Here is a 17,112-nt window from a genome sequence, read left to right as displayed (position 1 = left end):
AACGGCGAAATGCCTGATTAACGCTTCAATGATGTGCCGAAATTAACGAACGCGACGTAGGTAGCCGTCCGGCGCCACGGTGATCAGCAGCTTGTTTTGCAGTGGCTGGTCAATTTCGAAGTCCTTGTTCTCTTCCAGGTACTTCCATACCGCAGTCTTCGGGTTGTCGCCCGGGCCCCATGGACGATCCGGGAAGAAGTCGGCCGGCATGTCTTCAACCACGGTGTCCATCACCACGCAGTAGCTGTCCACCGAAACCAGTGGCGCATAGAGACGCAATTCTTCAAGCACGTGGTCGTGGGTGTGGTTGGAGTCCAGCACCAGAATGACTTTCTTGCCTTCGGCCGCAGCGCGCACTTTGGCGGCGATGGCCGGGTCGATGCTCGAACCCTCGATCATCGAAATGCGCTTGCTCATCGGGTGGCTCTCGATGGCTTCGCGGTTGTGCGCACGAATGTCGAGATCGATGCCCAGCACTTCGCCGTGGCCTTGCAGCTCCAGCAACGATGCGTAGTAGATGATCGAACCGCCATGGGCGATACCGCATTCGATCACCAGGTCCGGTTTGACCTGCCAGATGATCTCTTGCATGGCCATCATGTCTTGCGGCAACTGGATGATCGGACGGCCCATCCACGAGAAGTGGTAGCTGTATTTGTGCCTGGCCGATTCATTGAAAAAATCCCGGGCCAGGCCGGTGAGTTTCTGGTCATCGCCCTGACGCGCGATTTCTGCCTGGCATTCGGCTTCGAAGGCTTTGTTGATGCTGTTGTCGGTCATTTCAAAATTCTCAATGGTCACTGGAACGAAGCGTTGTCGACGGCGTGATAGACGTAGCGTCCACCAGTCATCCGCTTGATCTCTTCGAGGTAGTTGGAGTTCATCACAAACAGATTGGCGCCTTCGGGCAGAGCCTCCATGGCCTCTTGTGGAGAGGACACCCGCACACCGCTCAGCGGCAGATAACGGCCCTGCTTGGCCGGATTGATATCCACCACGCGGTCCACTGCCACACCGGCCCGTTGCAGGAACAGTGAATAGATCACGCCTTTGGACGATGCCCCCCAGATCGCCGAACCTTGTTCGGGGTCGGCCTGAATAATCTGCACCGCACGTTCAAGGCTACGGGTGAAACCTTCGGGCAGGTCCAGGCGCGGCACCGGGTGTTCCGGGGTCAGGCGCAAGGTCGAAAGATCCGCAACGATGTACAGGTATTGGCCACCGAACAGGTAACCGGCCTCCTGCACGGTGCCGAACATCCGGCGCAGGTCATCGAGACGGAAGTAATTGACGTGCTCGTAGAACAGGTCGAACCAGGCGCGGTGCTCGAGAATCCAGTCGAAGCACGGCACTTCGATGTAGATCTGCCCGCCCTGATTGGCCTCGGCGATCTCGGCAAGAAAGCTCACCGGATCCTGAATGTGTTCGAGCACATGGCGCAGCACGATGGCGTCCGCCGCCAGACCCAGCCCGCGCGTGAACGGGGCCTTGATCACGTCGACATTGTCGCCTTCGTAGGCCGGGTCGATGCCGGTGATGGCATAGCCCTGACCTTTCAGGAGTTCGAGAAAGTAGCCTTTGCCGCAGCCGACTTCGATCAATTCCTGGCCCTTGAAGTGGCGGGCAATAATGCCTTCGACATCGCTCAGGTGCTTCTGAAACTGGACCGAATGCGCCTGCTCATTTTGGTAGTCGGCGTCGTAGCTGAGCTTGTCGGCATCGAAGGCCTGGTTGAAGATCAACCCGCTCTGCTCATCCTGTACCAACACCATGTCGGCCGAGGCCGAAGCCCTGGCCGATTGCGGGTCGGCGAAGGTGCGATTCTGCAACACCGGAAGGTCGGCGACCCGATACAACTCATGCCTCATGCTCTGCTCCCAGTAGCTGTTGCAAGCGGTCCGCCACGCCCCAGAACGCCATCGGTTCATGGGTCGGGTATGGGTAGTGACCGAGGTTCAAACTGATCGATGCGTCACGTTCATGCAGCCGCTGCTCGACCAGCGCTCTGACCGATATCGGCTGGCCGCTGGAACAATTGATCACGCCATTGAAGTCCCGCTGTTGCAGGATCGCCGTGAGATAACCGGCGGCAGTCTCGATGGCCAGGTAATCGCGCAGTTGCTCACCGGCCGACATGTTGAAACGTTCGTCGCCGGCATCGATCGCCCGATCCAGCGCTGCCAGCAAACTATTGGGGTTCTGTCCGCTGCCGTGCAGGTAAAACAGCCGCGCCCATTGCAGGGTGAATGACTTCTCGCGCTGCAAGTTTTCGAGGAACACGCGCAAGGTGTTCTTTGCCAGCCCATAAGGATTGCTCGGCTGCGGCGCGGTCTGCTCGCTGAGCGGCCCACTCTGCATGCCGTATTCGAAACAGGTTCCGGTGACCAGCACCTGGGACACGCCCCCCTCGACCGCGCCCTTGATGAACCGGTAGTCAGCCATCAGGTTGTGCTCGAAATGGAACAGTGCCTGATAGTTCGGCAACCCCGGCCAGGCCAGATGCGCCAAGGCATCGACACCCGTGGTCAGCTTGGCGATGTCCAGGTCAGCGGCGTGAATATCCGCGGCGATGAACTCCACCGCATTGATCCACGGCATGCTCGCGGCGGTCTCGGCGTTGCGCGCCACGGCGCGAACTTCGCAACCACGAGCAAGCAAGGCCGCGACCAGATGCCGGCCGACAAACCCGGTGGCGCCGGTCACGAGCACTTTCACAGGACGGTCAACTCGGGCACGGCGATCACGAAACGGCCATCCCACTGACGCACCTGGGCCAATTGTTGACTGACTTCATGCAGCAAATTCCACGGCAAGACCAGCACGTAATCCGGTTTCTCGATGTCGATCTGCGCCGGCGAAACGATCGGGATACGACTGCCCGGCAGGTACTTGCCCTGCTTGTGCGGGTTGGCATCGGCGACCCAGGCCAGCAAGTCCGGTTTGACCCCTGCGTAGTTGAGCAAGGTGTTGCCCTTGGCAGCGGCGCCGTACCCGACCACACGCTTGCCGTCGGCTTTGGCCTGCAACAGGAAGCGCAGCAGTTCGTGCTTGATGCGTTCGGCGGCGGGCGCGAGGGTTGCGTAGTACTCGGGGGTTTTTACACCGGCATCGAGCTCCGCTTGCAGTTGCAGTTGAACCGCTGGCAGGACTTCGCGGCGCACACCGTCGACGCGCTGAACGAACACGCGCAGCGAACCGCCGTGGGTCGAGAGCTGACTGACATCGAACACTTCCAGACCGTTGCGCTCGCACAGCGTTTGCACGGCGGTCAGGGACAGGTAGGAATAGTGCTCGTGATACAGCGTGTCGAATTGCTGCCCTGCCATCAGGGTCAGCAACTGCGGAAATTCAAATGTCGCCACGCCCGTCGGCTTGAGCAAAGTAGCGAAACCGCAGAGGAAATCATTGATATCCGGCACGTGGGCCAACACGTTGTTGGCCGCCATCAGGTCGGCGGCCCAGCCTTCGTTTGTCAGCTGCAACGCGGTATCGCGGCCGAAGAACAGCTCGCGGATTTCCAGGCCTTTTCCCCGTGCAGCTTGCGCGGTGCTGCGGGTCGGCTCGACGCCCAGGCAAGGGATGCCGCGCCCGGCCACGTACTGCAACAAGTAACCGTCGTTCGCGGCGATTTCCACCACACGGCTGTCAGCCGTCAGACCGAAACGCTCGACCATCTCGCCCACATAGCGCTCGGCATGGGTCAGCCAGGTGCTGGAAAACGAACTGAAGTAGGCGTACTCGGCGTCGAACAGGCTGTCGGCGCTGGTGTAATCCTCGGTCTGCACCAGCCAGCATTGCTGACACACTGCAACCTTCAGCGGCACCCATTGCTCGGATTGCTCCAGCTGATCGGCGCGCACATAAGCATTGGACGGCGGCGAAGTGCCCAGATCAATCAGCGGCAAGGCCAGCGGCGTTGCGCAACCACGGCAGTTCATACACGCACTCCAGCGAAGTGTTCATCGAGCACGGGATGGCTGGAATCCCTGGCCGACAGATTATTGACAGGCAACGGCCAGGCAATCGCCAGCCGTGGATCGTTCACCGACAAACCGCCCTCATGCGCAGGCGTGTAATCAGCGCTGTGCAGGTAAAGCAATTCGGCGTCATCGGTGAGGGACTGGAAACCATGGGCAAAACCGGCCGGGATCAACAAGCTGCGACCGTCGCCGGCCCGCAGGTGTTCGGCGTGCCAGTGCAGAAAGGTCTCCGAGTCCGGGCGTAAATCCACCGCCACGTCCCAGACCTCACCGCGCAGACACGTGATCAATTTGGCTTCCGGTGCGCTGGCGTTCTGATAATGCAGACCCCGCACACTGCCCCGCTCACGGGTGCAGGAATGGTTGATCTGGTGGATATGAAACAGCTGGCCGAAGGCGCTCAGGCTGCCTTCGCAGAACAGTCGCGCAAAGTGCCCACGCTCATCTTCAAAGCGTTTGTGCTGCACGCTGAACAGTCCGGCCAGCGGCAATGACTTCAACAGAAACTCACTCACAGCGCGCCTCGGTACAGGTTCAACTGGGCCAACGTGATGGCGCGCATGTCGTCGCCGTTTTGCCAGGCCAGGTGCCAATCGAGGGTATGGGTCAGGCACTGCTGCAACGACCAGCGCGGTTCCCAGGCCAACAGTTGACGGGCGCGGCTGCTGTCGAGGCGCAACAGACCGGCCTCATGCAAATCGCTCGGTTCGATGCGCAATCCGCGCGCTTGTGGCCAGCGGTTGGCGAGCAGTTCGACCACTTCGCCGACGCTGCACATGTCCGCTTCGCTCGGGCCAAAGTTCCAGGCACCGGCAAACCCGGGACCTTTTTCATAGAGACCGGCGGCCAGTTGCAGGTAACCGGCCAACGGTTCCAGAGCGTGCTGCCAAGGGCGCACGGCTTGCGGGTAACGCAGGGTCACCGGCTCATCCGCCGACCAGGCCTTGAGCACATCAGGGATCAAGCGTTCTGGAGCGAAGTCACCACCGCCCAGCACATTGCCGGCCCGGGCCGTGGCCAACGCCAGACCGTGTTCGGCATAGCGCTCGGCCGGGAAAAACGAAGCGGCATAGGACTGGGCCAGCAACTCGCAGCAGGCCTTGCTGCTGCTGTAAGGGTCGTGGCCGCCGAGGGCTTCGTCTTCGCGGTAGGGCCACAGCCATTCCTTGTTCGCGTAAACCTTGTCGGTGGTCACCAGCACGCAGGCGCGTACGCCACCGACCTGACGGATCGCTTCGAGCAGGTTGAGGGTGCCCATGACGTTGCTGGAATAGGTCCCGAGCGGATCGCGATAGCCTTCGCGCACCAGTGGCTGGGCCGCCAGGTGCAGGACGATTTCCGGCTGCGTTTCGGCGATCAGTTCCAGCAGCGCGCCGAGGTCACGCAAATCGCCGCGCTGATCATTGATGCCCTCATGCACCCGGGCCAGTTCGAACAGGCTCGGTTCGGTCGACGGGTCGAGGGCAAAACCGCTGACTTGCGCGCCCAGGCTTTGCAGCCACAAGGTCAGCCAACTGCCCTTGAACCCGGTGTGGCCGGTCAGTAGAACGCGTTTGCCGCGCCAGAATTCCGGGCTCAGTCCCATTGCTTCCATGGGGCCTCCCCGCTCTGCCACAGCGCTTCGAGGTAGTTCTTGTCGCGCAGAGTGTCCATCGGGTGCCAGAAGCCATCGTGCTGAAAGGCCTGCAACTGTTGTTCACTTGCCAGTGCCGCCAACGGTTCGGCTTCCCAGGAAGTGTGATCGTCGGGGATGTATGGCAGGACCTTTGGCGACAGTACGAAGAAACCGCCGTTGATCCAGCCGCCGTCCCCGCGGGGCTTTTCGGTGAAGCCCAATACTGCGTCACCATCACGCTCCAGAGCGCCGTAGCGTCCCGGTGGCTGTACCGCTGTCACGGTGGCCAGTTTGCCGTGGTTCAGGTGGAAATCCACCAGAGCACCGATGTTGAGGTCCGAGACACCATCGCCGTAGGTAAAGCAGAACGCCTGCTCACCTTCCAGATAGCGGGCGGCCCGGCGCAGACGGCCGCCGGTCATGGTTTCTTCGCCGGTATCGATGAGCGTGACGCGCCATGGTTCGCTGTAATTCTGATGAACGTCCATGCGGTTGTTGCACATGTCGAAGGTGACGTCGGAGGTGTGCAGGAAGTAGTTGGCGAAGAAGTCTTTGATCGCGTAGCCCTTGTAGCCAAGGCAAATCACGAAATCGTGGATTCCGTGCGCGGAGTACTGCTTCATGATGTGCCAGAGAATTGGCTTGCCGCCGATCTCGATCATCGGCTTAGGCTTGAGGTGCGACTCTTCGCTGATGCGCGTGCCGAGGCCACCCGCCAAAATAACTGCCTTCATCCTCTTTCCCTCTTGTTCGTCACAGGGCTCAGCCAAGCTTTATCAAGCTTTTGCAGGCCATCTGGAGAAAACGCTCAGCGCCGCAGCGAGCACTGCCGGCTATGCCGCCAACGCTCGTTTTATGGCGATATGGAGGGAGTCTTGCAGGAAACGCGCCAGCTCTTTCGATCGAGGGGGGGGGCGTGGCGCAGCGAGCATAAAGTGCCGGGAAGCCATGGATTCGCAACGAAAAAACAGGCGACTCAAAGTCGCCTTTTTTCGTTGCATGAAGATCAATCGGCGAGCCAGCCATGCTCCCAGTACCGCAGGTTATCGCCGCGCAATACGTAATCGCGCAACACAACCTCACGCAGTTCATCGCCCATGCGATAGCTGGCGTCCGGGTCAGCCAGGTGCATGCGGATGGCTTGCAGCCATTCATCGGTGGTATTGGTCTTGATCCGGGTGGCTGGCAAATAGCCCTGATATGCCTTGGTATCGGTGCAGATCACCGGATAGCCGCAAGCTCCGTACTCCAACAAACGCAGGTTACTCTTGCAGTCGTTAAAGATATGAAACTCCAGCGGAGCCAAGGCCAGGTCCAGGTTCAAACTGGCCAGTTTTGCCGGGTAGACGTCCAGCCCGATGACGCCGTGGAATTCGTGCATGTAGGGGCGCAAGTCATCCGGGCACATGCCGAAAAACACCCAATCCACTTCATTGGCCAATTCACGGACTACATCAGCAATCACCGCCAGGTCACCGTGGTGACTGGTGCCGCCGCCCCAGCCGACTCGCGGTTTTATCGAGGTGCGGCGCTGGCTGTTCATGTTGGTCCACAGATGTTTGGCCAGCATGTTCGGTACGACGCGAATGTCGTGGTGCATGTCCGACAACACATCAGCCAGCGGCTGGGTAGACACCACTACGCGGTCGCACATTCCGATGCCGCGCCGTACCAGGCTCTCCATCTCATCCCGGGTCGGCATATTGCGGATGTGCTCATTCTTGCGCGGAATGTTAATCACATAGTCATCCAGCTCGTAGATTCGCCGGGCATTGGAGTAGGTTTTCAGCGGCGGAATATCCGCAAGGGAGGTTTCGAAATACCGCCCCTGCAGCACGATAACGTCAGGTGACTGGCGCTCGACTTCAATAATCAGCGGCATGCTGTAGCAAATACGCCCTTGCGCCCTTCCCGCGGCTTCCAGCTCGATCATCGGTTGCGTCAAGCGATAGTGGCCGACGGCAGACGTATTGACTGGCAGCACGAGTACGTTCGGTAACTGCGAGCTGACAAAAGGGCTCCATCCGGTGGTAAGGCCTGGCTCAAGGCTGTAACTCGTATTGCCCAACCCTTTCAATGACAGGTTGACGTTATAGGCCGGATCGCGGGCAATCAGCGGCAACCAGCGTTTGTAAAACACTTCCTTTTCTTGTTCACACAACGCCTGTACTTCGTCTGACATTACCACTGCCGGTAGCGCCCCCAGCGCCAGCCTAGCATAAGGTGTCCACACCACCAGATACCCGGCGTGACCGACTCGCAGGCACAGATCTACGTCGTTGAGGGCCTGGGTCAGGCTCTGCTCATCCAGACCGCCGACAGCGTCAAACACAGCCTTGCGGATCATCAGGCAATCGCCGCCTACCGCACTCAGGTTCTGCGCCACCTGCAAGCGGAACATATAACCGGCGCCCTGCTGAGACACGCCGTAGAATTGGGCGCCGGCTGGCCCCTGCAAGCCGAGGATCAGCCCAGCGTGCAACACCAGACCGTCCGGGTTGAACAGCAACGCACCGACCACTCCGACTTCCGGCCGCTGCGCGTGATTGAGCAGCTCGTCCAGCCAGTCAGCCTGGGTGATGACGGCGTAAGGGTTGAGCAGCAGAACGTAATCGCCATGGGCCTGCCCTACGGCGAAATTACGCAGCGCTGCGCCATTACCCTGTTGCGGGTACGCCAGCACGCGAATTCGTTCACTGCCCAGTTGCGCCATGCCGCTCAGCCAGGCACGGGCCTCGGCACTCTCGCTGCCATTGTCGACCAACAACAATTCGTAGTTGGCGTAGGCAGTCTTCTCCAGCAGGCTCTCGACGCAACGCTGCAACGCGACCGTCTGGTCTTTGGTGACAATGATGATCGACACCAACGGTCGCTCTTCATGCTGATAATCCAATCGATTCAGCAGCTTGGCACTGCCGCGGCGAATCGTGTGGGCGACGCCCAGGCGTTGCAGGTGGGTCTCCACCAGGCGCGGGCTATTCTCCACCACGTCAGGCAGGGCCAACCATTCGGACAGGTCAAACGCCGACTCCAGCAGCACCTCGGCTATGTGCCCGATGACCTGTGCGCCGGCATGTTCGACCATGCGCCAGAGCACATCGTGAGGAGTCAGCGCCGAAAACACCGGATCGAAACCGCCTACCGCCAGAAAACGCTCGCGCTCAAATGCCAGGGCTCGCCCCACGTAGGGGTAGCTGCGCATGAGGTCGAGGTTGAAGTCCGGTTTGAACGCCGGCTTTGCCGACTCACCCTGATGAAGGCTGCCTTCATCGCTGTACAGGCACGTCAAAGTGGGCGACAGGGCAATCTGCTCGGCCATCATGAGCAAAGCCGGCGCCACCAGACGATCGCCCGCACGCAACAAATAGAACCAGTTGGCGCCCTCCAGTTGTGGCAGCAGTTCATTGATCTGTTCGAAGCCGTCATCTCGCAGCGGCAAGCGGAATACCCGCTCATCCAGCTCAGCTTCGGTACAGGCACACGACAGGACCAGAGTCAGTTCAGGTGCATAATGCTGCGCTGCGAGCGACTGTAATGTGAGCTCCAGCGCCGAGCTGCTGCCGAGTTCATCAATGATGATCGGCACGATTTTGGGAGTGCACGGCCAGCCCGCCAACGTGTCCGGCAGCAATGTCTTCTGGACGTCGGAGAGCGTGCGGCACGCCAGCCATTGCGCGTATACCTGTGAAAAACTTTCACTGGTAGCGCCGACATTCCACCGCAGAGTGGACTGTTTGGTGCCCATGCCCCTGCTCAAGGCCAACTCTTGCCAGACCCGGGGCGACTCGTCAGCCTGGGCCACCGTCACATAACGTACCCAACCCGGTGCGGGGGCAGATTCACCACCGCGAACCTTGAGCATTTGCACCAGCCATTCGCGCTCCACTTCGACCGCGTCCTTCATCGCTTGCTGCGCGCTCAAGCGCTCCGGGTACAGGCGCTCGACACTCAGAATGTTATTGGACACGAGTAGGTTGCCCCGCCGCAGCAAGCATATATACAAAGCAAAATCAAGGGTCGCCACAAAGCTGTGGCCCAGCGGGGTCAGTGCTGGCAGCAACTCCATCACGTCTGCGCGACGGAACAGAGTGTTGCTGAACCCGCCACAAATGTTGACCGGGAAGCCCTCGAAAATCGCCAGCATGTCATCGCCCTTGAACAAACTGCTTTCAGGGGAAAACGGGGTGTTTTCCAGGCGCGAAGGCAAGATCAAGTCGTCGGCATCCCAGAACAAACGCTGGGCCAACACGAGCGTGACATCCTGATGGTCGATCAGTGCTTGAGCCTGTTGCAAGATACAGTCGCCGAACAGGCGGTCGTCATCGCAAAGAACCTTGATGAACTCGCCCTGCGCCTCTTTCAGGCAGGCTTGCAGGTTACCAACCATCCCCAGTGTCCGCGGATTGCGCACATAACGCACCGCGCAACCGGTTTGCTCGACCACAGACACGACCACGTCTTTGATGTCATTGCCGCGGCTATCGTCGCAGACGATGATCTCGACATTGCCATAACTCTGACCGACGGCACTGCGCAATGCCTGGTCGAAAAAGCGCGGATTGAAGGCAGGGATGACAATACTGACAAGAGGAAGTGAATTCACGGCGGGCTCACATGCGGCAGGAACCCGCTCAGAACAGCGAGCCCTCTGAAACCGCGAAAAAAGACGATAAATACAGAAGGGTCAGGGCTAACGGGCGTTTGCGCACCTGAACACCGTCAGATCTTGTTGAACAGGCCCAGCGAAGAGATCTTGCTGAACGCCAGTTGCGCCGCTTGCAACATGGTTTGCTGCAATGTCAGGCGGGTCATGACTTCAGCCGGATCGGAGTCGCGAATCGACGACTGGGTCGTGGTGTTCGCCAGGCTCAGGCTCTGGTTGGTCGTGGATTGATCATCCAGCGACTGGCCACGTGCACCGATCGACGTGAGCGCCGAGCCCAGCTGAATACTGGCGCTGTCAACGTTGTCAAGACCCGAATCCATGGCCGCCTGAAACTTCTGCTTGGCAACCGGATCACCATCAACCGGCGTATTCATCGCCGTGATCATCTTGCCCAGGGTATCGAGTACGTTCTGGGTCTGGTGATTGTTGGACTGGATCGCAAACTGGTCGCCCGAGCCCGGAGCGCCGCCACCCAGAGCAAACGTCACGCCTGCAGCGGTGGCAGTAGCTGGAGGGCCAGCCACCACGGCGCCCGACGAGACAGGACGGCTGTCGGCAGTCACTGGCGCCGCGTACAGATCAAACCCGGTGGCGCTCGTGAACTTAATGATCGCCCCGCCCGTCGGGAACGCAGCGTTGTAGGCCACCGGGTCAGTCACGGAGGAACTCGTGATGACGGCAGTCGACAGGTTACCGGCGCTACGCGTGGCGTTGAACGTGTCCGGCTTGGCCGACAACTGGAAGGTGTGGCCGGCGATAACCGTGTCCGCCACATCGCCCGACTTGAGATTGATGTTCAGGTTCAGGTCGACGCCACGGAAGCTGACCACCTGGTTGGCGCCGTTACTGTTGCTGAATGCGCCGTTCTGGCTGGCCTCGGTAGTCACGTCATTACCCAGCGCGTCGGTAATCTGCAACTGGGTGCTGCTCAGGAAGGTGACAGTGTATGGCTGGCCGCTGGCAAACTTGGCGTCGTAAGTTGCACTGTTGCCCACCTGACCACTGGACAGAACCACTCGACCATCATCCACCGCAGGAGCCGTCATGGTGGTCTGTGTGCGGCTGGTGTTGATGGTCTGCTGGAATGCGTCCCAGCCGGTGGTGTTGGTGGCCACCGTCAAACCATCGCCGACGGTCAGATTGATGCTGCTCTGGTCGCCGTTGTAAGTGTAGGTACCATCGGAATTCTGGGTGTACGGCGCGGTGTCGGTTTTCGAACCGGAGAAAAGGTAGTTGCCGGCCGAATCCTTGGAGTTCATCAGCCCCGCGACTTGCTGCTGGATCTGGCTCATTTCCGCGGCATAGGCCTTGCGGTCAGCGTCGGTGGCATTACCACTGGCGGCGCTGAGGCCGAGTTCCTTGACGCGCTGCAAGGCCGTGCTGATGGAATCCAGCATGGTTTCCTGCAGGCTCAACGTACTTTTGGTGCTGTCGATGTTGGTGCTGTACTGAGCCAGCGCCGCACTTTGCTGACCTAGTTTCAGCAAACGCCCCGCACCGATTGGATCATCAGCGGCCGTGTTGACACGAGTCAGGCTGCTGGCTTCGTTGCTGGTCGCGATCGCCTTGTTGAAGTTGCGCTGATAGTTGGCAGCGGTTGTCTCGTAATACTGGGCGGTGGAAATGCGCATGAATTACGACTCCTTAAAGGCTGTTGATGAGCGTGCTGAAGATTTCCTGCGCAGCCTTGATGATCTGCGAAGAGGCGGTGTAGTACTGCTGGTATTTGACCAGGTTGCCGGTTTCCTCATCGAGGTCGACCCCGGAAAGCGAATCACGAGCGCCCTTGGCCTGGGTCAGGATCGCCGTGGTAGCGGCGCTGTCGGACTTGCCTTGGGCAGCCTTGGTACCAACGCTGGTCACCAGCGTGCTGTAGGCGTCGGTCAGACTGACACCCTTGCTCGCGGAACCGGTGTCCACGGTCTGCTTGGTTTGCAGACCTACCAGGGCTTGCGCGTTGCGGTTGTCCGAAGAAGCCGCGCCGGTCAGGGACATCGAGAAACTTTCGCCGCTGGTGGGCGAACCACCCACAGTAGTCTGCACGGTGAAGGTTTTCTGGACTGGCGGGGTACCGCCCATGATCGGATTGCCGCTGGCATCGACCATGGGGACTTTCAGGTTCAGGGTATTGCTCTGGCCTGGGACAATGGTGCCGCTGCCCAGCGGATTACCTTGGGCATCGGTCATGTTATAGGTCTGACTGCCACCGCTTGGGGCGCCGAACGTTATCTTGACCGGCGTCGAGTACTTGAGCCCAGCCTGCATGTCGGCCTGGTCTGCCGAGTTGTAGATATCGATCGTGCTGCTCAGCGTCGGCTGGGTGTAAGTGCCCGTGGCCTTGGAACTGGCCACGCCAGCCAACGGGGCTGCTGCCGCGATCTTTTTCGGGTCGCTCAATACGGTCTGGATGCTGGCTGCGGCACCGCGAGTCGGAGTCACCTTGAAGCTGTCGCCGGCGCTCAGGGCCCCGCCGTTCAGCGACAGGCTGAAGCCATCGATCACCGGAGGCGGTGTGGTCGTGGTACTGAAGGTGCCCATATCAGTGCCATCGGAGCGCTTGACACTGTAGTCGGTGGCGCTGGTAAAAGTAACCCGGTAGTCGCTGGTGGTCAGCTTGCCGGTGTCCTTGATGGTGACATTCAGGTTGCCGGAGCCGGCGCTGTTGCCCGACTGGCCAATGCTGCGTTGACTAATCAATGCAGCACTGTTGATGTTGTTGAAAATCGCCGCGCCGAAATCGCCGTTCTTGTCGATACCTTGCGCTTGCTGACTGTTGATCTGGTCAGCCACCACCAGAGCTACACGCCCCAGTTCATTGAGCGACGGGTCGAGCACTTCCTTACGGTAAGTGAGCAGACCACCGATTTCGCCACCACTGATCACCGCCGTGATGTCAATGGTGCTGGAGCCACGGTTCATCTGCAGACCCAAGCGCGACGGATCATCTTTGCTGGCGACGGTTTCCAGAGTATTGGTGGTGTTCCCCATCACCAACGGCTGGCCGCTGCCGAGGTAGATGTCGTAGCTGGTGCCGCGCTCGACGACTTGTGCACCGACCAGCTCGGACAGTTGGCGCACCGCTTCGTTACGAGAATCGAGCAGATCGTTCGGCTGGGCGCCGCCGGCAGAGAGCTCACCAATCTTCTGGTTGAGGTTGGCAATCGATGTGGCCAGCTTGTTCACATGCGCCGCCATGTCCGACAGGCTGCCGTTGATGGTGGTGTTCTGGTCGTTCAACTGTTTGGCAATGGTGTTGAAGCGATTGGTCAACGCCTGGGCACCAGTCAGCACCGCTTGGCGGGACGTATCGTCGGTCGCGGACGTCGACACACCTTGCATTGAAGTGAAGAACTTCTGCAGTACACCGGTCATCCCAGTATTGGTGTCGGAAAGCATCGAGTCCAGCGGCGTGACCTGAGCCTGGTACGAGGCGGCTTCGCTATTGAGCGAGGTGGCGGTCTGCAACTGGGAATCGAGGTAGGCGTTGTATACCCGACGAACATCCGCCAGCGTCGTGCCCGTGCCGATGAAGACATTCCCGTACTGCTGCGAGGCTTTGGTGCCCTGCACGGTTTGCTGACGCGAATAACCGGCGGTGTCGACGTTGGCAATGTTGTTGCCTGTCACAGCCAAAGAGGATTGGCTTGCCGCCAGACCCGACATCCCGATATTGAGCAAACTCATGGTTCAGACCTTAATCCTTGTGCCTATAAAGGCGTGGTGGAAGCGCCCGCCGCAGCGTAGTTCTGGTAACTCGTCATCTGCTTGGCTATCTGCGAAATCTTGCTCGCGTAGTCCGGGTCGGTTGCGTAACCGGCCTTTTGCAACTCGCGCACAAACTGTTCTGGGTTATCGGCCGACTTCACAACATCTTGATAGCGATTGTTGGTTTGCAGCAGCGTCACAAGGTCATGGAAGCTGTCCTTGTAAGAGTCATAGGAACGGAACTGCGCCGTCTCCTTGACCATCTCGCCATTCCTGAATTCGCTGGTGATTGCCCGCGCCGATTCGCCCTTCCAACTACCGCTGGCCTTGATGCCAAACAGGTTGTGACTGCTGCTGCCATCCTGGGCGCGCATGACCGATTTGCCCCATCCGGTTTCCAGGGCGGCCTGCGCCACCAGGTAACGCGGATCGACCCCAATGCGCTCGGCGGCCTCTTTGGCCATCGGCAGCATGGTGTTGACGAATTCGTCGGCGGAACTGAACGCTTTCTTCGCCGGTGCCAGCGGTATTTGTGCCATGGCACGGCCATAAATCTGCAGGCGCCCGCTGGATGTCGCATCCGTTTGCGAAGCCAGCCAATCGCCGTTGTACAGGGGACCGGCACCGGTCTTGGTGCTCTGCGGCGTTTGGATGCTGTTCTGCGCCGTCGTGGCGGTCGCGGCAGGGGGCGTTGCCGACGGCACCAGCCCTGCGAGCAAGCGGTCGGCCAGTTTCGGCGGCAGCGCCAGACGTCGCTGATTGATCAGCGCCATATCATTGCGATGAGTGCCCTCGCCCGCGCTGGCCGACTTCACCGAGCGCGAAGCCCACAACGGACGCTCGCCATTGAGGCGCGACAGCGGCCCGTTGGTGGCGACCGTACCGGCGGCTATCGGGGTTTCCACGGCGGCTTTCGCGGCAGCTTGCTTGGCGGCTGACGCGGCAGCGGCCTCGCCCGGGGCCATCGGCTTGTTCTTCGACATCTGACGCATCAGCACGTCAGCCAGACCAATACCGCCACCCTCACGGGACATGGAAACGGCCAACTGCTGGTCGTACATTTCCTGATATTGCTTGGCTGCCGGCGTGTTGAGCGGATTGTCCTGGCCCAGCGTTTCAGTGGCCGAGCGCATGGACTTGAGCATTTCACCGAGGAACAGCGACTCGAATTCCTGCGCCACCTTGCGCATGTTGCCGTCGCTGTTCTTGTCGCCGACCTTGAGCTGGTTCAAGCGATTGAGGTCCGAATAGGAACCCGAATCGTTGCTGCTGACCCCCAATCCGCCCTTGCGCATATCCATGGTCGCCGTCCTCAGATCACGATCAGGTCGGCTTGCAGCGCACCGGCCTGTTTCAGTGCTTCAAGGATGGCCATCAAGTCACCTGGCGCCGCGCCGACCTGGTTCACCGCACGCACGATTTCGTCGAGGGTGGTACCCGGGCCGAACTTGAACATCGGCTTGGCTTCCTGCTGGGCGTTGACCCGCGAGCGCGGCACGACCGCCGTCTGCCCATTGGACAGAGGGCCGGGCTGACTGACGATCGGGTCTTCGGTGATGGTCACGGTCAGGCTGCCGTGGGTCACGGCGGCCGGGGAAACCTTGACGTTCTGGCCGATCACGATGGTGCCGGTCCGCGAGTTGATGATGACTTTCGCCACCGCCTGACCCGGGTCGACTTCAAGGTTCTCGATGATCGACAAATAGTCGACGCGCTGACTCGGATCGAGTGGCGCACTGACGCGAATCGAACCGCCGTCGATGGCCTGGGCAACGCCAGGACCGAGCATGTCGTTGATCTTGTCGACGATGCGCTTGGCCGTGGTGAAGTCCGAACGGTTGAGGTTCAGCGTCAGGCTGTTGCCCTGGTTGAAACCGCTCGGCACCGAACGCTCAACCGACGCACCACCCGGGATACGACCGGCCGACGGAACGTTGACGGTGATCTTCGAACCGTCACGACCTTCGGCGTCGAAACCGCCGACCACCAGGTTGCCCTGAGCGACCGCATAGACGTTGCCATCGATACCCTTGAGCGGCGTCAGCAGCAAGGTGCCGCCGCGCAGGCTCTTGGAGTTACCGATGGACGATACGGTGATGTCGACCTGTTGACCCGGCTTGGCGAACGCCGGCAAATCAGCACTGATCGACACCGCCGCGACGTTCTTCAATTGCACGTTGCCCGAACCCGGCGGCACCTTGATGCCGAACTGCGAGAGCATGTTGTTGAAAGTCTGCAGGGTGAAGGGGGTTTGCGTCGTCTGGTCACCGGTGCCGTTAAGTCCGACCACCAGGCCGTAGCCGATCAATTGGTTGGAACGCACGCCGGAAATACTGGCGATATCCTTCAGCCGCTCGGCTTGAGCGTTGAACGCTGCGGACAGCATCAGGGCGGCCACCATGAGGTGTTTAAGATTCAACGTGGCCACCTAGAAAGGGAACAGCGGGCTGAGGAAGAAACGGTCGAACCAGCCTGGCTGACTCGCATCGGCAAACGAACCGGTGCCCGAATAGGTGATGCGTGCATCGGCGATACGGGTCGACGAAACGGTGTTGTCCGTCGCGATGTCATCGGCGCGAACAAGCCCTGCAATCCGCACCAGTTCATCACCGGTATTGAGGGTCATCCACTTCTCGCCGCGCACGGCGATGATGCCGTTAGGCAACACGTCGGCAACGGTCACCGTGATCGAGCCAGTGAGGCTGTTGCCCTGTCCAGCCTTGCTGTCACCCTTGGTCGCGCGGTCGCCGCTGTAAGCGGCATCCAGACTCAGGTCACCGCTGCCAATCGGATCGTTGGTACTCAAGCCGCCGCCGAACAGAGAGGACAGGCCAATGCTGGTCTTGCTGGTCTTGCCGACCTGGGAATTGGCGTTTTTGCTGGCCTGGGTCTTCTCGTTCAAGGTGATGGTGATGATGTCACCGACCCGGAACGCCTTGCGGTCGCTGTACAGGTTCTGTTCGAAACCGGCCTGGTAGATCGAGCCGTTATTGGCCGCCGCCGGCAGCGGCGTGCGCGGTAACACCGGGGCGTAGTAAGGGTCATTGGGCTTGGGCGTCGGACCGACGCAACCCGAAAGCGCGGCGATCCCACTCAGTGCCAGAACAGATACATAGCGATTCATGACCCTACCTCACGGTGTTGCA

Annotated in this window: 13 protein-coding genes; all 13 read right to left on the bottom strand. The window is 60.1% G+C overall.

All coding sequences use genetic code 11. The annotated features are described in order from the left end of the window. Window positions 1-42 precede the first annotated feature (42 nt). Window positions 43-780: a cephalosporin hydroxylase family protein gene (locus tag IB252_RS03255; RefSeq protein WP_192406752.1), complete on the bottom strand. Its 738-nt coding sequence runs from the start codon at window positions 778-780 to the stop codon at window positions 43-45. 17 nt (window positions 781-797) lie between these two features. Beyond that, a complete protein-coding gene (locus IB252_RS03250) occupies window positions 798-1,868 on the bottom strand; it encodes a class I SAM-dependent methyltransferase (protein ID WP_192406750.1) in 1,071 nt (356 codons plus the stop codon). Beyond that, window positions 1,858-2,715: an NAD-dependent epimerase/dehydratase family protein gene (locus tag IB252_RS03245; RefSeq protein ID WP_192406748.1), complete on the bottom strand. Its 858-nt coding sequence runs from the start codon at window positions 2,713-2,715 to the stop codon at window positions 1,858-1,860. Before IB252_RS03245 ends, IB252_RS03250 begins: the two co-directional genes overlap by 11 nt. Continuing rightward, the gene (locus IB252_RS03240; RefSeq protein ID WP_192406746.1) at window positions 2,712-3,938 is read right to left on the bottom strand and encodes a class I SAM-dependent methyltransferase; all 1,227 of its coding nucleotides are present in this window, start codon (window positions 3,936-3,938) and stop codon (window positions 2,712-2,714) included. Before IB252_RS03240 ends, IB252_RS03245 begins: the two co-directional genes overlap by 4 nt. Beyond that, entirely contained in the window at window positions 3,935-4,495 is a 561-nt protein-coding gene (locus tag IB252_RS03235) for a dTDP-4-dehydrorhamnose 3,5-epimerase family protein (RefSeq protein ID WP_192406744.1), read from the bottom strand. Before IB252_RS03235 ends, IB252_RS03240 begins: the two co-directional genes overlap by 4 nt. Beyond that, complete coding sequence (rfbG, locus tag IB252_RS03230; protein WP_192406742.1) at window positions 4,492-5,574, bottom strand: CDP-glucose 4,6-dehydratase; 1,083 nt, start codon at window positions 5,572-5,574, stop codon at window positions 4,492-4,494. Before rfbG ends, IB252_RS03235 begins: the two co-directional genes overlap by 4 nt. Next, window positions 5,556-6,329 carry a glucose-1-phosphate cytidylyltransferase gene (gene rfbF / locus IB252_RS03225; RefSeq protein ID WP_192406740.1) on the bottom strand — a complete coding sequence of 258 codons (774 nt, stop codon included), beginning with the start codon at window positions 6,327-6,329 and terminating at the stop codon, window positions 5,556-5,558. The genes rfbG and rfbF overlap by 19 nt, the downstream gene beginning before the upstream one ends. Window positions 6,330-6,601: 272 nt before the next feature. Beyond that, window positions 6,602-10,198: a glycosyltransferase gene (locus IB252_RS03220; RefSeq protein WP_192406738.1), complete on the bottom strand. Its 3,597-nt coding sequence runs from the start codon at window positions 10,196-10,198 to the stop codon at window positions 6,602-6,604. Between the two features lie 116 nt (window positions 10,199-10,314). Continuing rightward, the gene (locus IB252_RS03215; RefSeq protein WP_192406736.1) at window positions 10,315-11,892 is read right to left on the bottom strand and encodes a flagellar hook-associated protein 3; all 1,578 of its coding nucleotides are present in this window, start codon (window positions 11,890-11,892) and stop codon (window positions 10,315-10,317) included. A gap of 13 nt (window positions 11,893-11,905) precedes the next feature. Continuing rightward, the gene (gene flgK, locus IB252_RS03210) at window positions 11,906-13,945 is read right to left on the bottom strand and encodes a flagellar hook-associated protein FlgK (RefSeq protein WP_192406734.1); all 2,040 of its coding nucleotides are present in this window, start codon (window positions 13,943-13,945) and stop codon (window positions 11,906-11,908) included. 23 nt (window positions 13,946-13,968) lie between these two features. Continuing rightward, a complete protein-coding gene (gene flgJ, locus IB252_RS03205) occupies window positions 13,969-15,267 on the bottom strand; it encodes a flagellar assembly peptidoglycan hydrolase FlgJ (RefSeq protein WP_192406732.1) in 1,299 nt (432 codons plus the stop codon). 11 nt (window positions 15,268-15,278) lie between these two features. Further along, window positions 15,279-16,367: a flagellar basal body P-ring protein FlgI gene (locus IB252_RS03200; RefSeq protein ID WP_111451853.1), complete on the bottom strand. Its 1,089-nt coding sequence runs from the start codon at window positions 16,365-16,367 to the stop codon at window positions 15,279-15,281. Between the two features lie 27 nt (window positions 16,368-16,394). Continuing rightward, window positions 16,395-17,090: a flagellar basal body L-ring protein FlgH gene (flgH, locus tag IB252_RS03195; protein WP_111451852.1), complete on the bottom strand. Its 696-nt coding sequence runs from the start codon at window positions 17,088-17,090 to the stop codon at window positions 16,395-16,397. Window positions 17,091-17,112 lie beyond the last annotated feature (22 nt).

Source organism: Pseudomonas sp. PDM10 (assembly GCF_014852295.1).
Taxonomy (GTDB): domain Bacteria; phylum Pseudomonadota; class Gammaproteobacteria; order Pseudomonadales; family Pseudomonadaceae; genus Aquipseudomonas.
This window is presented reverse-complemented; position numbering and strand designations above follow the sequence as displayed.